This is a genomic window from Rufibacter psychrotolerans, assembly GCF_016924645.1.
In the GTDB taxonomy this organism is placed as follows: Bacteria; Bacteroidota; Bacteroidia; order Cytophagales; family Hymenobacteraceae; genus Nibribacter; species Nibribacter psychrotolerans.
The window spans coordinates 74073-93043 of record NZ_JAFFJV010000012.1 but is presented as its reverse complement, the minus strand read 5'-3'; the positions used below and the strand labels follow the sequence as shown (position 1 = coordinate 93043).

The 18971-nt window shown below is 57.2% G+C and carries 13 protein-coding genes; 5 read left to right on the top strand and 8 right to left on the bottom strand.

What is annotated here, in order from left to right:
• Positions 1-239 precede the first annotated feature (239 nt).
• The 3 genes from thrC to JT718_RS13045 are packed head-to-tail and all read right to left on the bottom strand — an operon-like array spanning position 240 to position 3938.
• Positions 240-1559: a threonine synthase gene (gene thrC, locus JT718_RS13055; protein WP_205503146.1), complete on the bottom strand. Its 1320-nt coding sequence runs from the start codon at positions 1557-1559 to the stop codon at positions 240-242.
• A complete protein-coding gene (locus tag JT718_RS13050) occupies positions 1556-2521 on the bottom strand; it encodes a homoserine kinase (protein ID WP_205503145.1) in 966 nt (321 codons plus the stop codon). The genes thrC and JT718_RS13050 overlap by 4 nt, the downstream gene beginning before the upstream one ends.
• Before the next feature lie 10 nt (positions 2522-2531).
• Complete coding sequence (locus tag JT718_RS13045) at positions 2532-3938, bottom strand: aspartate kinase (RefSeq protein WP_205503144.1); 1407 nt, start codon at positions 3936-3938, stop codon at positions 2532-2534.
• Between the two features lie 498 nt (positions 3939-4436).
• Here JT718_RS13045 and JT718_RS13040 point away from each other — a divergent pair, with 498 nt between their 5' ends.
• Complete coding sequence (locus JT718_RS13040; protein WP_240337080.1) at positions 4437-5090, top strand: 7-carboxy-7-deazaguanine synthase QueE; 654 nt, start codon at positions 4437-4439, stop codon at positions 5088-5090.
• Positions 5091-5093: 3 nt separating this feature from the next.
• Positions 5094-7016: an OmpA family protein gene (locus JT718_RS13035; protein WP_240337079.1), complete on the top strand. Its 1923-nt coding sequence runs from the start codon at positions 5094-5096 to the stop codon at positions 7014-7016.
• Between the two features lie 429 nt (positions 7017-7445).
• On the opposite strand, the gene JT718_RS20745 is transcribed toward JT718_RS13035, so the two are convergent.
• The 4 genes from JT718_RS20745 to JT718_RS13015 all read right to left on the bottom strand — a co-directional run bounded on the left by JT718_RS20745 (position 7446) and on the right by JT718_RS13015 (position 13377).
• Positions 7446-8393: a gamma-glutamyl-gamma-aminobutyrate hydrolase family protein gene (locus JT718_RS20745; RefSeq protein ID WP_205503143.1), complete on the bottom strand. Its 948-nt coding sequence runs from the start codon at positions 8391-8393 to the stop codon at positions 7446-7448.
• Positions 8381-9388 carry an amidoligase family protein gene (locus JT718_RS13025; protein ID WP_205503142.1) on the bottom strand — a complete coding sequence of 336 codons (1008 nt, stop codon included), beginning with the start codon at positions 9386-9388 and terminating at the stop codon, positions 8381-8383. Before JT718_RS13025 ends, JT718_RS20745 begins: the two co-directional genes overlap by 13 nt.
• Positions 9389-10061: 673 nt before the next feature.
• The gene (gene ligA, locus JT718_RS13020) at positions 10062-12116 is read right to left on the bottom strand and encodes an NAD-dependent DNA ligase LigA (RefSeq protein ID WP_205503141.1); all 2055 of its coding nucleotides are present in this window, start codon (positions 12114-12116) and stop codon (positions 10062-10064) included.
• A gap of 883 nt (positions 12117-12999) precedes the next feature.
• Positions 13000-13377 (bottom strand): GxxExxY protein, encoded by a 378-nt coding sequence (locus JT718_RS13015; RefSeq protein WP_205503140.1) that lies wholly within the window; start codon positions 13375-13377, stop codon positions 13000-13002.
• A 240-nt stretch (positions 13378-13617) separates the two neighbouring features.
• Here JT718_RS13015 and gnd point away from each other — a divergent pair, with 240 nt between their 5' ends.
• Both gnd and JT718_RS13005 read left to right on the top strand, forming a co-directional pair.
• Positions 13618-15534 carry an NADP-dependent phosphogluconate dehydrogenase gene (gene gnd, locus JT718_RS13010; RefSeq protein ID WP_205503139.1) on the top strand — a complete coding sequence of 639 codons (1917 nt, stop codon included), beginning with the start codon at positions 13618-13620 and terminating at the stop codon, positions 15532-15534.
• 233 nt (positions 15535-15767) lie between these two features.
• Complete coding sequence (locus JT718_RS13005) at positions 15768-16910, top strand: DEAD/DEAH box helicase (RefSeq protein ID WP_205503138.1); 1143 nt, start codon at positions 15768-15770, stop codon at positions 16908-16910.
• A 104-nt stretch (positions 16911-17014) separates the two neighbouring features.
• Here the strand turns inward: JT718_RS13005 and JT718_RS13000 are convergent, their stop codons facing one another.
• Positions 17015-17731: a 3-ketoacyl-ACP reductase gene (locus JT718_RS13000; RefSeq protein WP_205503137.1), complete on the bottom strand. Its 717-nt coding sequence runs from the start codon at positions 17729-17731 to the stop codon at positions 17015-17017.
• 406 nt (positions 17732-18137) lie between these two features.
• On the opposite strand from JT718_RS13000, the gene JT718_RS12995 reads away from it, so the two are divergent.
• On the top strand, positions 18138-18965 hold the full coding sequence (locus tag JT718_RS12995) for an alpha/beta fold hydrolase (RefSeq protein WP_205503136.1): 828 nt from the start codon (positions 18138-18140) through the stop codon (positions 18963-18965).
• The last annotated feature ends 6 nt before the right edge of the window (positions 18966-18971 follow it).

Sequence of the window (18971 nt, the reverse complement as noted above, 5' to 3'; positions counted from 1 at the left end):
CTATGGCGCGGATTTACTTCCGTGCCTTCAGGTTATCGTTAGGCACGGAAGTAAATCCGCGCCATAGCTGTTTCCTAATAGGAGACATGCAAACCGTTCCGGCGAGTCTGGAGCGTTCGCTTCCTCCTTTGACACAAGGCTTCAGACTCGCGCCCGGAAGGATGCCAGCTAGAGAGGAACCGTATAAGAAATGTTCCCTGTTTTGAGCCCGATTATCAGAAATCAGGCTCAAAACAGAATTACAGCGTTCCTTCCTTGTGTTCCTGCATCAGCAGCAGCTTAAGGCCGGCAAAGTCGTTGGGCATGTCGGTGACTTGTTTCTGTTTGCCGGTGAAGGCCTGCAGTTGCTGGGGCAGGGCTATTTCCTGGTTCAGTACGGGCTCCATGCTTTCCTTGAACTTGGCGGGGTGGGCCGTCTCCAGGAAGATGCCGGGTGTGTTCAACTCCGGCAGAAGCTGGCGAAGGCTCAGGTAACCAATGGCACCGTGCGGGTCCAGCAAGTAGCCGGTAGCCTGGTGCACCAGGCGAATGGTGCCTTTAATTTCCTCGTCATCGGCCCAGAACCCTTTCACCACTGCTTTGAGGGCCTCCAGGTCCTGCCCGAACAGCTCCTGAATGCGGGGGAAATTGTTGGGGTTGCCCACGTCCATGGCATTGGCAATGGTGCACACCGAGGGGGCCGGGGCGTACTCGCCGGTTTCCAGGTAATGGGGCACTATCTTGTTCTGGTTGGTGGCAGCCACAAAGTAGGTCACGGGCAGGCCCATGTGGCGGGCCAGCAAACCCGCCGCCAGATTACCGAAGTTGCCGCTGGGCACCGAGATGGTGACCTGCTCTGCTGCGGGGTTCTGTTTTTTCCATTGCCCCCAGGCGTGGAAGTAGTACACCATCTGCGGCAGCCAGCGGGCCACGTTGATGGAGTTGGCCGAGGACAGGTTGCGCTTCTGGTTAAGTTCCTCATCGGCGAAGGCCTGCTTCACCAGGGCCTGGCAATCGTCAAAAGAGCCTTCCACGGCCACGGCGCTGATGTTCTGCCCCAGGGTGGTAAACTGCATTTCCTGGATGGGACTCACCCCGTTCTGCGGATACAGCACCACCACGTCAATGTTCTCCAAGCCCAGAAAGCCGTTGGCCACGGCACTGCCGGTATCGCCCGAGGTGGCCACCAGCACCGTCACGGGTTGGTCGGGCTCGGCAAAGGCCTGCAAACAACGCGACATAAAGCGGGCGCCCACGTCTTTAAAGGCGCAGGTAGGCCCATGGAACAACTCCAGCGCGTAGATGCCTTGCTCCACCTCCACCAATGGGATGGGGAACGTGAACACCTCCTCGCAGATGGTCTTGAGCGCCTCGGGGGTGAGGTCTGGGGTCACGAACGGCTGCAGCACCTCCACCGCTATCTGGGGCAGCGTAAGGGTGGGAAGCTGGGCAAAGAAGTCAGCGGGAAGGGTGGGAATCTCCTTCGGGAAAAAGAGGCCTTTGTCGTGGGGCAAGCCTTTGAGCACGGCTTCTTTAAAACCTATCTGCAGGGCCGGGCCATTGGTACTGTGGTACTTCATAGAGGTAGGGCGGGTTGTAAGGGTGAAGGTGCCACCAGCCGAACACCTTGTTCGGGCACCTGGGCTACGTACGATTTAGTGTCAATGCCGCTGCCGGCATAGACGGCTTCCATGGCCTGCTGTACGGCCTGGGCCTGCGACTGGCTGGCGGATAACGCAAAGATGGACGGGCCTGATCCTGAGATTCCGGCCCCCAGGGCACCGGCCGCCAGGGCGGCTTCCTTCACCTGCTTGAACAGAGGAATGAGCACTGAGCGCTCCGGCTCAAAGATCTCATCGTGCAGGCTGCGGCCAAGGAGCGCATAGTCTTTCTTGAGGAGCCCGGCCATGAGCCCGGCCAGGTTGCCCCACTGCCGGATGCCTTTCTTGAGGGGGATTTCCTGTTTGAGGATGCTGCGCGAGAGCGAGGTCTTGAGCTCTATCTGGGGGTACAGTACCGTGCAGTACAGCGCCAGCGGTACGCCCAGCGGAACCACGTCCAGCGGGTCATAGGCGCGCACCAGCACAAAGCCGCCCAGCAGGGCAGGGGCTACGTTATCGGCGTGGGCCGAGCCCGACGCCTTGCGCTCGCCTTCCATGGCGTACTCCACCAGCTCCAGCGTGGTAAACGGCTGGCCCAGCAGCTCATTGACGGCAAAAGCAGCCGCGGCCGAACTGGCGGCGCTGCTGCCCAGGCCGCTGCCCACGGGCATGCCCTTGTGCAGTTGCAACTCCAGCCCGTGGGTAACGCCCAGCCGGTCCAGCATTTTCTGGGCTACTACGCCAATCACGTTTTCGGCAGGGTCGGAGGAAAGGCCCTCAATGCCGTGGATGGCCGAAATGGTGATGCCGGGGGCTTCGGTCTGGCGGGCCCACACCTCATCGCCGGGTTGGTCCAGGGCAAAGCCCAGTACGTCAAAGCCGCAGCACACATTGGCCACGGTGGCCGGGGCGTACGCTTTGACAAATTCTTGGTGATTCATACAAAAGGGGTTAGGCCAGTGCGGCTTCTGAGGATGCGGGTACTGCTAAAAAGAAACGGTCGTGCAGCAGGTTCACGGCCCGGTGGGCATCGGGGGTCTTCAGTACCACCGAAATAATGCGCTCGGTGGCTCCCTGCGCAATGGCCCTGATGTTGATGCCGTGGTCGCCCAGGAGCGAGAAGGCCTTACCGGCAATGCCGGGTTGCTGCACCATGCCGTTGCCCACCATGGCCACAATGCTCATGGGCGTTTCCAGGGCCACGGGATTGAGCAGCTCATGGGCAATGTCATCGGCAAACTCCTGGCTGATGGCTTCTACCGCCTTTTCGCCCTCGGCCTCGGACAGGCCAATCGTAATGCTTTGCTCCGAGGAGGACTGCGTGATAAAGTAAATGTTGATGTTTTCCTGGGCTACGGCCTTGAACAGCCGCATGGCAAACCCCGGCACGCCCACCATGCCACTGCCGCTCACGGTTAAGACCGCCATGTGGTCAATGCAGGAGATGCCCTTCACCTTCTGGGTACTGGCCGCTGGCGTGGCCGAGATCAGGGTGCCTTTGTGGCCCGGGTTGAAGGTGTTCTTGAGCACCAGCGGAATCTTGGCGGCCACCAGGGGCGCAATGGTGGGCGGGTACAGCACCTTGGCCCCAAAATAGGCCAGCTCCATGGCTTCCTCGTAGCTCAGTTCTTCAATAGAGTAGGCGGCGGCGGCTTTGCGCGGGTCGGTGGTGTACATGCCGTCCACGTCTGACCAGATTTCCAGCAGCTCGGCATTGAGGGCGGCGGCGTAGAGAGAAGCCGTGTAGTCTGAGCCTCCCCGGCCCAAAACCGTGGTCTTGCCCTCGGTAGAGCGGGCAATAAAGCCGGGGGCTACCACCAGGGCCGCGGCGGGCAGGTTTTCCTGCATGAGCTTGTAGGTGGCGGGTAGCTTTACCTTCGCGTTCAGGTAGGTGCTGTCCGTCAGGATAAAGTCGCGGCTGTCTACCAGCACGTTGGGCAAGCCGTGGTGCTGGAACGCCACCGACACAATGGCCGAACTCAGCCGTTCGCCGTAGGCCATTACCCGGGCTTTGGTGCAGTCGCTGAGCTCATCCAGCAGGTAAATGCCGCGGCACACGTCCTCCAGCTCCCGGAAGATCATCTTGATGCGCCCCTTTATCTCAATCTGCTGGCTCATGGGCACCAGTTCTTCAATGGCCTGCATGTGCTTGGCTTCCAGTTGGCCTAGCAGCTCCAGGTAAGCCGGGTCTTGCGCGGCCGCCTGCTGGTACAGGCTAATGAGCAGATCGGTGACCTTGGACATGGCCGATACCACCACCAACATCTTGGGGTTTTCTTTCTCCTTGAGAATAGAGATTAATTGACGGATGGCAGCAGCGTTGGCCACAGAAGTGCCTCCAAATTTCAAAACCAGCATGGGATCAGGCTTTTAGGGAAAACGATAAATACTATGATAGTTTCCGGCCCCAGGCCGAAAAGGCCACCCCGAAGTTGGCCTAAAGAAAGGACGATATGTGCAGCTATACCCCCGAAGGGGTAATGGTAATGGTGCCTGTAATCACAGAAAAAGCAAGCCCACACGTAGCCCGCCCGCCAGAGAAAGCCGGGAAAAGGAAAGAGACTATGTTGTGATCTTTTACCATTGTTGGGGCAATATCTGAAAATATTTGAAAGAACAAACCCAAAAGCTTGAAATATTTTTAGAAAAGCGGCCGCGCAGATTGCTAAATTGTCTGCTGCGCTTTGTAGCGCCGAATAGTTATCTTTGCATCGTCCAACAAAACGGGGCCGGCAAAGGCAGCGGCGCTACGCGCAACTTAACGCAAGGTTCGTTTGTTGACAGCTTACAATCTATCTGGTTTTGGGCCTGTTTTTGTGAAAAAGGGTCCTAAACGGCATTGCTTATTTTTTTGATTTGGAAACTACGTTAGATACAAAAATCGCTTCGGTGCACACCGTTCCCAAAGACGGAACCAAACTGCCCCTCATGGAGCACTTCTACACGCTGCAGGGCGAGGGCTACCACACCGGCAAGGCGGCTTACTTCATCCGCCTGGGGGGCTGCGACATTGGGTGCCACTGGTGCGACGTGAAAGAATCCTGGGACGCCAACCTGCACCCGCTCACCGACACCGACTGGATTGTGGCCCAGGCCGAGCAGTTCCCTGGCAAGGCCGTGGTGGTGACCGGCGGCGAGCCCCTGCTGTACAACCTGGACTACCTGACCGCCGAACTCAGGAAACGGGGCATCCAGACGTTCATTGAAACCTCGGGGGCTTACCCCCTGAGCGGCCAGTGGGACTGGATCTGCCTGTCGCCCAAAAAGTTCAAGGGGCCGCACCCCAGCGTACTGCCCCACGCCGGCGAACTCAAGGTGATTGTGTTCAACAAGAGCGATTTTGCCTGGGCCGAGGAGCACGCCGCGCAGGTGGGCCCCAACACCCGGCTGTACCTGCAGCCCGAGTGGAGCAAGGCTCCCCAAATGATGCCTCTCATTGTGGAGTATGTGAAAGAAAACCCCAAGTGGCGCATCTCCCTGCAAACCCATAAATTCCTGAACATTCCTTAGTCTATGCTGCGTTTCCTGCGTCTTTGCCTGTTGCTGCTGTTTGTGGTAGGGGCAGCCCTGCCCACTGTGGCCCAGAAACCTGCCGGTGGCTCGGCCAATAATAAGGCGCAGAAAGCCTATGAGGAGGGCATGCGCCACGTGCAGGCCCGCAACTTTGAAAAGGCGCTGGAGGCTTTCGGCGAAGCCGTGAAGCGCGACACTGCTTTTGGCGAGGCCTACGTGCAGGCCGCTGGCCTGTACCGCATTCTGCAGAAGCAGGAAGAGGCTTACCAGTTCTACCAGCGGGGCCTGCCCAAACTGCCGGTGCAGCCCCAACTGGCCAATGATTACTTCAACTTTGCCGAACTGAGCTTTGAGCGGGGGCAGTACGCCCAGGCAGCCGTTTTTTACCAGAATTTCCTGAAACACGGCAAAAACGCCCGGCTGGCCCAGCATGCTAACAAGCAGCTGAAGAACGTGGAGTTCGCCCAGAAAGCGATGCAGCAGCCGGTGGCCTTCACGCCGCAGCCCCTGGGCACCACCGTGAACAAGTTTGGCCTGCAGTACTCGCCGGTGCTCACCGCCGACCAACGGGCCCTCTTGTTTACCGCCCGGCAGGGCAGCGGTCCGCTGGACGATGAGAACCTGTACCTGGCCGTGCGCCAGGGCGGGGAGTGGCAGGAACCGGTGTCAGTGTCTGACGTGATCAACTCTGACCTGAACGAGGGGGCCGCCTCGCTCTCCGGCGACGGTCGCGTGCTGGTCTTCACCTCGTGCAACCGCCTGGATTCGTACGGCTCCTGCGACCTGTACATCAGCTACCGCGAGGGCAATGAGTGGAGCAAGCCCCTCAACATGGGCCGCAACGTGAACACCACCGCCTGGGACTCGCAGCCCAGCCTGTCGGCCGACGGCCGTACCATCTACTTCGCCTCTAACCGCAAGGGCGGGCAGGGCGGCGAGGACCTTTGGATGACCCGGCAGCAGGAAGACGGCACCTGGAGCATTCCGGTGAACTTGGGCCCCAATGTGAACACCGCGGGCCGCGAAAACTCGCCGTTCCTGCACGCCAGCGGCAACACGCTCTACTTCGCCACCGATGGCCTGCAAGGGATGGGCGGCCTGGACCTGTTCAAAGTGGACCGCCAGAAAGAGGGCTGGGGCCAACCCGTGAACATGGGCTACCCGCTCAACACCCACCGCGATGAAAGCTCTATCTTCATTTCCGCCGACAACAAAACCGGGTATTACGCCGGGCAAACCCAGGCAGGCTCCAACATAGAGGTGGCCCTGCTGCAGTTTGAGGTTCCCGAGGTCTGGAAAGGGAAAACCATTTCTTCGTTCGCGCAGGGCAAGGTGTTTGATGCCGTGACTAAAAAGCCCCTGAAAGCCACCGTACAGGTGTACGACCTTGACTCGGCGGGCGTGATCACGCAGCAGGTAACCTCAGACAAAAGCACCGGCGAATACACCATTGTGGTGAACCAGGGGCAGCGTTACGCGCTTTACGTCACCGCCCCAGACCACGTGCTGGAGAGCCGCCACCTTTCGGCTGGTTCCACTACCGCCCCGCTGGCCCTGGATTTTTACCTGCAGCCCCTGAGCAAGGGCGCCAAGGCAGTCTTGAGCAACCTGTTCTTTGACACCGGCAAAGCCACCCTGCGCCCAGAGTCCCGCACCGAACTGGACAAGCTCTTCCAGTTCCTGAAAGCCAACCCCAAAATAAAGGTAGAGATTGCCGGCCACACCGATAACGTGGGGCAGGCCGCCGCCAACCAAACCCTCTCTGAGGCCCGGGCCAAGGCGGTGGTGGCGTACCTGGTCTCCAAAGGCGCCCCGGCTTCTATTTTCCAGGCCAAAGGGTACGGGCAAACCCAACCGGCGGCCCCCAACACCTCCGAGGAAAACCGCCAGCTGAACCGCAGAATCGAACTCAAGATCCTATAGCCGATTTTTCGCCCGAAAGGCCAAACAATCGGCCCGGTTGCTGGTTTTATGGGTAGCAGATCATTGTGAACAGTTTTAGTTGTTTAATGTAAAAGCCGGCAGGGGAAAGCTCCTGCCGGCTTTTTTGCTTGATTTTTGAAAAACAGCTCCTAAACGCGATAGGTTACCCGACAACAAAGGATGGGAGAGTGGTGGAACTGGTACCTCCAGACATTAACGTCTGCTTGTGCCACTGTTTTGGGGCTATTTTGGGTAGAACGGCGCAAAAGCAGCAGGCGTTTGTAACGCTTGCTCCGGAGAAAGCCAGCTAAACAAAACTGCAATCAGGTTCAAAAAGACAGCTAACAGAAGCGAGGGGCAATCTGTGAATTCTGCTCGTTTTCCATAAAACAGGCAAATAAATCGGCCGCCCTGGCGAAGTGGCTATTGTTACGGCTTGCCGGTTGCCCTTAGTTCCGTTTCTTCGGTGACATGGTCAAAGGCGCTGAGTTCTTTGGCTTTGGGCTGGGCCAGGGCGGCTGCCATATCCTGGTCTTCAATTTGCCGGGTCACTTCGCGGGCCTGTTGCACCAAGGCCTGAAAGATGGCCCGCTGCTCCGGGCGTTGGGGCAGGTACTCGGGGTGCCACTGAACGCCCAGCAGAAACTGGGGGCCGGTGTGTTCAATGGCCTGTACCACCTGGTTGCTTTCCCGGGCCACAATCTGCAAGCCCCGACCCGGCAAGTGCACCGCCTGGTGGTGCAGGGCATTCACCTTTAGTTTGGGCGCGCCCACAATCTGCGCCAGTTTGCTGGCGGGGCTGATCTTTATTTTCTTCACCGGAAAGATGCTGGAGGGATTGGGCTCCTCCAGGTAAAAATCGGCTATTTCCTGGTGCAGGGTGCCCCTGAAGTACACATTCAGGAGCTGCGAGCCCCGGCAGATGCCCAGCACCGGCAGGTTCTTCTTCACCGCCTGGTCAATCAACTGAAACTCCAGGTGGTCGCGGGCCTGGTCCAGGGACCACTGGGGCTTTCGGCTGAACAGCTTGCGCACGAAGAACAGGGCCGGGTAGTAGATCCAGCGGGTGAAGCGCCAGATGCGCTGAAAGAAGTTCTTCCTGGGGTGGTGGATGGTGCGTTTGAGATACTCCTGAAAGACGGCGTCTTGTTGGTAGGTCTGCGGGTCCACATCGGCCCCGCCGCCCACAATGAGGGCCTGGAGACCATCGGCGGTACGCGGGAACGAGGGCGTGATGTGCACGGGCTTGCCGCCGGCCAGCAGCACGCCAAAAGCCGTGAAGAACCAGGCCACCTCGCCGCCCTTATCAGGGCCAGTGATGCCAATGGTAGGCCGGTTGCGGTTAATCTTATAGCGTTTGTTCCTTATTTCAGCCACTGTTCGGTTTGTTTGGTCCACTTGCCTTCAAACCCAATGAGCGTGCTTTCCTTCAAGGCCAGGTACTCTTTGCTCATTTGGGTGAGGCGGTCTGGCTGGTTGGCCAGTTCCTCTATCACTACCCAGTTGTTCCACTCCTGGGCCAGGGTCCAGGTGGGGTCAGACACGCAGGAGTTGGGCAGGCGGTAGTGAAAGGTTTTGCGGGCTTTCACGCTGCCCAGGTTGGTGAACTGGTTCACCTTTTCGGGCAGGACAAAGGCAAACAGGGGGTACATGTCCAGCGGACGGTTGCGGTCTGGGTTGTACTGGTGGTAGTCTTCTATCAATTGGTCCAGCTCGGGGTTATAGTCCGGTTGGAGCACCAGTTGGCTGTACTCGGCCGGAAACGGGTTAATGAACGAGGTGAGGTTCTTGCGGGCAAAATCGGTCTCACCGGCCTCCAGCAGCCAGGGATACAGCAGCAGGAACGCCCGCATGTACCGCAGCATGGTGCTGCACTGTGTATCGGGGATTTCCACGTTGATGTGGGTGCCGAACGCGTTGGTGAAGAAGGCCTCGGTGCCCTTGGCGTGGTGCTCGTACAAGGACTGGCGCAGCAGCTCCAACTGCTCCAGCTCATGCACGGGCAGCGGCGGCACCCCAATCTCATACGGAATCACTTTCTGGATCACGCTTTCCAGGGCATCGTCAATTTTCTCTTCCAGGGTGCCCTTGCCCAGTTTGATGTGCTCAATGTCAAGGCCCAGCTTCTCAAAAAAAGGCTTGTATTGTTTCTGGGTGAGCAGTTTCAGGTCAATCTCAATGCTGAAGTCGCCCAGTCTGGTGTCTACCACCTTGGCCGAAAAACGGTTTTCCCGCTCCACCCGGCCGCCGTACAGTTGCTGCACCAACTGCAGGCAATCCTCTATCCCTACATTGGCGAATTCTAATTCGAACCCCACAGTCCGATGCGCCCCCTCGCTGTTCTTCTCTATTGGCAGTGGCTTGAAAGACATAGCTTTTCCTCTAAAAACATTCTTCTACACCAACGAGGATAAAATAGAAGCGTTACATGATTTAATACTATTTCTGAAGCGGCCACTACCGGAAATAAGGTTTGGCAAAGACCAGTACTTGCTCTGCCCTTTGTTGGAAATCCTTCTTTTAGAAGGATGAAATGATGGCACCCGCGCCAAAGGCACCAGGTCCTGTGCTCAGTGGGAGGTAGCAAGGGCAGGGCAGCCTCAGCAGAAAGTAACATCACTCCTTTAAAGGGAAGTATTGATTTGATATTTCGATAACCAGGAATGTTAAACGTTCATCTACCTTCACCCCGGTCTATCACCCGACAGACCGAAAGGGCAAACAGGACTCAACCGCCAATGGGTTGGTCTACAAGGGAACAGACCAAAGACAAGCGATAAGGAGCTGAACTACACCAACGACAGGGAAATTCAACCATCAAAGACAGAGAACTCAACGGCTATTGACTGGGGAAAGTCCATGGAAATGGAAAAGCCAGTCAAATGTATAAGCTTAACCAGTCAAAGGTCCTGGAAACAGGAAAGGAACTTCATAACCCAGGCGGGTACTGGACCACCATACACACCCAAGCGAATCGGGGCTGTTTTGCTAAAAACAGCCCCGATTCGCTTGGGTGAGTTGTGAGGAGTTGAAATGCCTCTCGCGCTACGCCTGAATCATCTGGTTAAACTCCTGCTCAGAGATAATCTTCACGCCCAGGGTGGTGGCTTTCTCCAGTTTGCTGGGCCCCATCTTGTCGCCGGCCACCAGGTACGACAGCTTCTTGGAGATGGAACTCACCACCTTGCCTCCATGGGCCACAATGGCCTCCTGCAGTTCCTCGCGGGAGTAGCCCGTAAACACCCCCGACACCACAAACGTAAGCCCGGCCAGTTTGTCTGACTGCGGTTCTACCACGGCCACTTCGCCCAGGTCTAACTGCAGGCCGTGGGCCCTTAAACGCTCCACCACGTGTACGTTGGCTAGGTCCTGGAAAAACTCGCGCACCGAGGCGGCAATGCGGCCCCCAATCTCAGGCACGGCAATGAGTTCTTCCTCGGTGGCCGCCTTAAGGGCGTCTATGTTTCTGAAGTGCTGGGCCAGCTTCTGCGCCACGGTGTTGCCCACAAACCGGATGCCCAGGGCAAACAGCACGCGGTCAAACGGGGCTTCTTTTGATTTCTCCAGGGCGCTGAGGATGTTCTCCACCGTTTTCTTCTGGAACTTGACGGTGCGGGTCTTGCCGGTTTCCTCGTCTACATACACCTTCTCCAGCCCGAAGAGGGTGTCATAGGTCAAGTCGTAGAGATGGTCGGGGCTGGTGACCAGGCCGCGTTCGGCCAGTAGTTCAATCTTGCCCTCGCCCAGGCTCATGATGTTCATGGCTTTGCGGCTGATGAAGTGCTCCAGCTTGCCTTTCACCTGGGGCGGACAGCCTTTCTCATTGGGGCAGTAGTGGTTGGCCTCGCCCTCGGTGCGAACCAGCGGAGTGTTGCAGGCCGGACAGGTAGTGGGGTAGACAATCGGTTCCGCGTTCTCGGGCCGTAATTCGGTTTTCACCGCCGTTACCTTGGGGATGATCTCGCCGCCTTTCTCCACCACCACGCGGTCGTGCAGCATGAGGCCCAGGCGCTCAATCTCGTTGGCGTTGTGCAGCGAGGCGCGCTTCACGGTGGTACCGGCCAGTAAGACCGGTTCCATGATGGCTACGGGAGTGACCGCGCCGGTGCGGCCCACGTTGTACTCAATCTCCAGCAGTTCGGTCACCGCCTCGGCGGCCTTGTACTTGTAGGCCATGGCCCAGCGCGGACTCTTGGCGGTATAGCCCAGTTCTTCCTGCTGCGCATAGGAGTTTACCTTTACCACAATGCCGTCGGTGGCGATGGGCAGCTCAAAGCGCTTGGTCTCCCACTCATGGATGAAAGCCAGCACCTCGTCAAGGGTGCGGCATACCCGCCAGGTAGGCGATACGTTCAGGCCCCAGCGCTGCAGTGCTTCCAGGCTCTCTGAATGGCTCTCGAACAGGGTAGGAGTGCTGAGCAAACTGTACGCGAACATGCTCAGGCGGCGGCGGGCCACTTCTTTGGAATCCTGCAGCTTGAGGGTGCCGGAGGTGGCGTTGCGCGGGTTGGCCATGAGGGCTTCCCCGATTTCCTCGCGTTCTTTGTTTAACTCCTCAAAAACGCTGAAGGGCATGAACACCTCACCGCGTACCTCCACTTCGGCGGGTATGTCCTGGCCGTGCAGGTGCAGGGGAATGGTGCGGATGGTGCGCACGTTGGGTGTGATGTCATCGCCGCGGGTGCCGTCGCCCCGGGTGACGCCGGCAGTCAGCTCCCCGTTGGTGTAGGTGAGGCTCATGGCCACGCCGTCAAACTTCAGCTCGCAGACATACTCCACCTCGTCTCCGGTGACTTTGCGCACGCGCTTGTCAAACTCGCGCACCTCTTCCTCTGAGTAGGTGTTGCTGAGCGAGAGCATGGGGTACTTGTGGTACACCGTGGGGAAACTCTTGGTGATGGTGCCGCCCACCCGCTGGGTTGGCGAGTTATCTGACCGGAACTGTGGGTACTGCGCTTCCAGCTCCTGCAGCTCCCGCAGCATCTGGTCAAACTCGTAGTCAGATACTTCAGAGACGCTGTTCTGGTAATATTGGTAGTTGAGGTAATTCAGACGTTTGGACAGCTCCAAAATGTGGGTTTCAGGATTCTGCTCAGGCATGGTGCGTGGTGGTTAAAACTAGGGGTAAAGATAGAGCAGGATTTTCAGGATTGGATAAATTTTCAGGATTTGAAAACTTTGTGGTGCCGGTAGAAGGAAAGGAACGCTGCTGTTTTAGGGGCATTTTTTTGGATTTTGGGAAAAACAGAGGATGTAGCGGATTTTGGGAGAATCAATAACTTTGGTTCTTACTCACACCATTGTTAGTGGTGACTACCCTGTGGCAAATGCTCCTCTGTCTGTAAAGAAATCTTATAGACGCCATTATTAGTATCTGAACGCCGGAGAGCGTGTGAACTTGAGTTTTATTAGTTGCTCAATCTGAGTATGCCAATCTCACACATTATGCCATTAACGACATTACAGACCATTCTAACACAAGTGCCTACCAGCTTGCAATTGAGAACTGGCAGGGGCTGAGACTTTAGCACCATCAACACCATTGTTTTCACCAACAATCTGGGTAGAGCTTTTCTACTCGCAGATAAAAACAGGCAGAATGGGTTAAGATTCATGTATGCCATTCATCCCATTATTACATAGTTTGTGTTCAATCCATTATGTTTGTGTTCAACCCATTACAAGCCATTTACAAGCCATTGTTGGTGTTATCACCAACAATCCAAACTCCGCCTCCTTCTGCTTGCGGGTGAGAGCAGGCAGGAAGGGACTAAGGACTTTACGAAACAAGTCTGCACGAAACAACCCTGCATTAAAAACCACCCTGTGCTAGGCTGTGTCTAAAAAATGGCGGGGCAGTAAAGTTTTGGGGCTGCTTTTGGGAAAGTATCCCCAAAACGCCGGTCTACAATAGGTTATGGCGGCAGAGATTAGCCGAGGGAAACCGGATGAAAAAGCTCCGGGAGCATTTTTCAGACACAGCCTAGGACTTCCGGGGAAAAATCTTCTTGTATTGGAGGCTGGAAGCGCCGAAGTTGATCAGGAGGCCCAAGGGTAGGTTGTAGGCGACAAGATAATTTTTGGTTTGCACCACGTGCAGGTCATCCAGGGCTTTCAGTTCTACCACAATGGAGCCTTCCACAATGAAATCTGCCCGTCTGGAACCAACTAAGACGCCCTGGTAGTAGATAGACTGCTCCTTTTCCCGCTCAAACTGCAGACCCGCTTTCTCCAACTCAATAGCAAGGCTACGCTGATAAATGATTTCCTGAAAGCCGTTCCCCAACGTGCTGTGCACAGCCATGGCACACCCAATGATCTTGTAAGTGATTTGCTCAGAAGTGGGTTGGTCAAGGGTCATCTTTTTCAGGTTATAGGTCCAGGTTTGCCAACTATCCCACCAGTACGTTCCTGCTGCACTTTCTGATGTACTACATTCCCAACCACTAACGCATCGGTACCCCAATACTTGAGGCGCTAGCGGCCACTACATCCTGAAATATTAAAAATTCTCTAAAAATACCCCAATCCTGAAAATTTCCCTCATCCTGAAAATCCTGCTCCCGTATGCTTTACCATCTTCTACTGCAAAGTAACAGGCATGTCGTACATGGTCATGGGCGTTTCGGGGAGCGGCAAGAGCACGGTGGGCAAACTGCTGGCGCAACGGCTGGGGCTGCACTTCATTGACGCCGATGACCACCACCTGGCACCCAGCGTGGAGAAAATGAGCCAGGGCATTCCGCTCACCGACGAAGACCGGCAGGCCTGGCTCCAGAAGCTGAACCACCTGCTCCTGGAAGCCGAGCGCACCAACCAGGAGGTGGTGCTGGCCTGCTCGGCCCTGAAAGAGCAGTACCGGCAGGTGTTGCGGCAGAACCTTACCCTGCCCCTGAAAATCATCTACCTGCACGGCGAAGAAAGAGTCCTGCGCCACCGCATGCGCAGCCGCCAGGGACATTTCATGAAAGATGTACTGCTGGCCTCGCAGCTAGCGACGCTTGAAATTCCGGCAGACGCCCTGCGGGTAGACATCACCCACCCGCCTGAACAGATCGTTGAACAAATCATCCAATTTACTACCGCTATGCATCCTTCTTCAACAACAGGTACCACCGCCTCCTTCGGGATCATTGGCCTGGGCGTCATGGGCAAGAGCCTGGCCCTTAATTTAGCCGGTAAGGGCATTACCGTGGGCGTCTACAACCGCACCGTGCCGGGCGTGGAAGAAAAAGTGGCCGAGCGCTTTGCCGAAGAACACCCCCAGCAGCCGCTGGTACCGTTCTCAGACATGGACAGGTTTGTGCAGGCCCTGGAAAAACCCCGCCGCATCCTGCTCATGGTCAAGGCCGGCAAGCCCGTAGACCTGCTGCTGGAACAACTGCATCCGCTGCTGGAGGAGGGCGACCTGGTCATGGACGGCGGCAACTCGCACTACCTGGACACCAACCGCCGGACCATTGAGATGCACAACCACCGGCTCCATTTTCTGGGAGTGGGCATTTCGGGGGGCGAGGAGGGAGCCCTCAAGGGACCGTCGCTCATGCCAGGCGGCGAGCGGGAAGGCTACCAGAAAGTAGCCGACCTGCTGGAGAAGCTGGCCGCGCGCGACCAACGCGGGGTCCCGTGCTGCACCTACATCGGTCCCCAGGGCGCCGGGCATTTTGTGAAGATGGTGCACAACGGCATTGAGTACGCCGAGATGCAGGCCCTGGCCGAAGCCTACCAGCTCCTGCGGTTCCACCTCAACTTCTCCCCGGCGGCCATTGCCGAGGAGTTTACCGCCTGGCAGAGCTCGGGCCTGAACAGCTACTTGCTGGAGATCACCATTGCCATTCTGCAGAAGCAGGAAGACGGGGGGCTGCTTCTGGACAAGATTCTGGATGCCGCCGAACAGAAGGGCACCGGCGGCTGGAGCACCACGGCGGCCCTGGACCTGGGAGCTTCCCTGGACCCCATTGCGGCGGCGGTGATGGCCCGGTACCTCTCGGCGCAGAAGGAGCAGCGGGTGCAGGCGGCGGCCCTGTACGGCATTTTACCCGAGCAACTGGTAGGCGTGCCCTTGCTCCATGCCCAGCAGCTGAGACAGGCCTACGAGGCCGTGCGGCTCATCAACCATGCCGTGGGCTTTGAGCTGATCCGGCAGGCCTCGCGCCAGTACCTGTGGCACCTCAACCTGAGCGAGATTGCCCGCATCTGGACCAACGGCTGCATCATTAGGTCTGAGCTGATGGAAGAACTGACCGAATTGCTCCAGGAAGAAACGCCGCTGTTGCAGCACCCTAGGGTGGTGGAGCGCATGTCGGGGCTGTTGCTGGCCTTCAAGGAAACCGTGGCGGCGGGCCTCAAAGCCAATGCCGCGCAGCCGGTCTTTTCTTCGGCCCTCAACTATTTCTTGGGCTACACCACCGCCCAGTCGCCGGCCAACCTGATCCAGGCGCAGCGCGATTTCTTCGGGGCCCACACGTTCCGCCGCGTTGATCAGCCGCTGGACCAGTCTTTCCACGTAGAATGGTGATGCGCTGTTAGGTTGCCGGAGTTGGCTCTGGACAAGGTACTGCCGGGTTTTAGGCCTGTTTTCCTGAAAAGGGGCTTAAAACGGACTCTTGCGCCTTCGGCATGGCCAAGGAGCAGGGAAACCGGGCAGAGGCCGCTTGCCAGGAGCAAACTTTATTTGGCTCGGCAACCAGGCCCGGGGCGGCTTGCTGTGCGGCAGCGCGTATCTTTGTGGCTTTCCTATTGGTAGAACCTATGTCATTCGCAGAATTGGGCTTATCCGCGCCTGTTGTTAAAGCGGCCCAGCAGCAGTATTCAGAGCCTTACCCCATCCAACGGTCGGCCATTCCGCCCATCCTCAAGGGGAAAGATGTGCTGGGCATTGCCCATACTGGCTCGGGCAAGACCGCCGCGTACGCACTGCCGCTGCTGGATAGAATGCAGACCAGCCGCGCGTTCCGGAACCGGTACGTAAAGGCCCTGGTGCTGGTGCCCACCCGCGAACTGGCCCTGCAGGTAGGGGAAGTGTTTCTTTCGTTCAGCGCCCACATTCCGGTGAAGATCAAGACGCTGGCGGTGTTCGGGGGCGTGTCCATTAATCCGCAGATGATGAAGCTGCAGGGCACCGATATTCTGGTTGCCACCCCGGGTCGCCTGCTGGACCTGGTGGCCTCAAAGGCCGTGCACCTGTCTGAGGTAGAGACCCTGGTGCTGGACGAAGCCGATAAAATGCTCAACCTGGGCTTTGAGGAGGAGATGCGGCAAATCCTGGCCCTTTTGCCCAAAAAACGGCAAAACATCCTGTTTTCGGCCACGCTGGACAACAAGGTGAACGCCATTCAGGAAACGCTGCTGCGGGAGCCGGTCACGGTGGAGGTGCAGCCCCAGGCCAGCGACGAGCCCACCCTCATCACCGAACTGGCCTACCTGGTAGACCAGGAACGGAAAGGCCCTTTCCTGCGCTACCTCATCAAAGAGCAGAAAATGCAGCAGGTGCTGGTCTTTGTCTCGGCCACCAAACGCGCCGACCACCTGGTGACCAAACTGGCCAACAACGGCATTAAGGCGGTGGCGCTGCACAGCGGCAAGAGCCAGGGCGCCCGCACCGAGGCGCTGGCCCTGTTCAAGAAAGGCAAGGTGCCGGTGCTGGTGGCCACCGACCTGGCCGCCCGCGGCATAGACGTGCAGTTTTTGCCACACGTGATCAACTATGACCTGCCGCGTTCCTCCAAAGACTACATTCACCGCATTGGCCGCACCGGGCGCGCCGAGACGGCCGGGGAGGCCATCACGCTGGTCACCCCCGAGGACGCCCACCACTTCAAGATCATTCAGAAGCAAACTAAACGGGTCATTCCCACCCAGGAAACCGGTGCCATTGACCTGAAAGGCTTCTAAACTGCAGCACCAAGCCAATGACATAAAAAAAGCGATTCGGGCCTGTTTTCCAGAAAACAGGCCCGAATCGCTTTTGGCTTATATAGTACGTTGGTAACGGGTGACTACGGGTTGGTAGACCAGATGCCGGCTTCCTTGATGAAAACCCGACGGTTGAGCTTGAGCTGGCACACCAGGAACTCCGCGAAGTCCTCGGGCTGCATGACTTTCTCGGGATTGCCGTCGGTCAGGTTCAGGCCCAGCGACAGGTCGGTGGCCACGGTGCTGGGGGTGAGGGTGGTCACCCTAATGTTGTGCTTGCGCACTTCCTGCATGAGGGACTCAGACAAGCCAATAAGCCCGAACTTGGAGGCACTGTACGCGCTGGTCATGGCCGCGCCGCGCTGCCCCGCAGTGGAGGAAATATTGACAATGTCGCCGGTCTTTTTGGAGATCATGGCTGGCAACACGGCCCGGGTCACGTAATAAGGCCCCAGGAGGTTCACCTTGATGATGTGCTCCCACTGCTCGGGTTCCAGGTCCAGGAACTTGCCGAAGGCGGCGGTGCCCGCGTTGTTGATCAGGATGTCAATAAAGCCCAGTTCCTGCCGCACCTGCTCCACGGCTTCGTTCACGCTGTGCAGGTCGGTCACGTCGGCGGTCACCACTGAGGTTTCCACGCCCAGGCTCTCAATCTCTTCGGCTACTTTCTGTAAATCACTCTGGGTACGGGCCAGTAAGGCTACATTCACTCCTTCTTTCGCCAGCGCAATGGCAATGGCCTTGCCTAACCCTTTTCCTGCCCCGGTAATAAGGGCCGTCTTTCCTTTTAAAGATTCCATATCAAATTGTTATTCGTGTCAAAACTAGCAGAAGTCTCTCTGCCCACCATGGATCCTTGTGGTATCCGGAAGGAAACGTATTCCCGCTCTGAGATTTAACGGGCATTTTTCCGGGTGGTTGGCTCAGGGCTTGACCCTGCCGGCGGTGCAAGGGCTCTTGGAGTGCCCCGCGCGGGTAGGAAAAGGGCTGAAAACGCAAAATCGGGCAGAAAACCCAAGGCGGCTGGGAGATTGCCTTTTAGCAAGAAAATCAAGCTTTTGCAGATGCGGTCCAGCGGGTTGGGGTGAAAATACTTTCTTTTTTAAGTGCAATAATAATAGACAAAGGAAGCCTTTTCATAAATAAGTTCGTATATTGCCCCGTACTAATATTTAGACGCTTTTTCACCCTTTTACCCCCCTAACTATGAAAGCTCTAAAAAGAAACAACGTAACCGTGAAAGGCAAGGGCACCCAGGTCATGCTTTTCGCGCACGGGTATGGCTGCGACCAGAACATGTGGCGCTTTGTTACCCCGGCCTTTGAGGAAGAGTACAAGGTAGTCTTGTTTGACCACGTGGGCTTCGGCAAAGCCGATACCTCAAAATATACCCAGGAGCGGTACTCCACCCTGCAATCGTACGCGGTAGACGTTCTGGAAATCTGCGATGAGCTCAACCTCACCGACATTATTTTTGTGGGACACTCCGTGAGCGCCATGATTGGGGTGCTGGCCGCCATCATTGAACCAGACAGGTTCTCTAAACTGGTCCTGATTGGCCCCTCGCCCTGCTACATCAATGACGGAGACTACGAGGGCGGTTTCACCCGCGAGGGAATCAACGGATTGCTGGAATTCCTGGACAGCGATTACCTGGGCTGGTCTACCACCATGGCACCCGTGATCATGGGCAACCCCCAGAAGCCCGAGCTAGGGCAGGAACTGGCGCAGAGCTTCTGCAGTAGCAACGAAGAAGTGGCCAAGGATTTTGCCCGCATCACCTTCCTGTCAGACAACCGCGATGACCTGCCCAACCTTAGAACCGACGCCCTGATCCTGCAGTGCGAAGAAGATGTGATTGCCCCCAAAGTGGTGGGGGAGTACATGCACCGCCATTTACCCAACAGCCAGCTGGTGTACCTGAAAGCTACCGGCCATTGCCCCAACCTGAGTGCCCCTGAGGAGACCATTGCTGCCATTCAGCAGTTTTTAGGTCGCCCACAGCTGGTACGGGAGGAGGCAGGAAGCGTATAAAGAGGG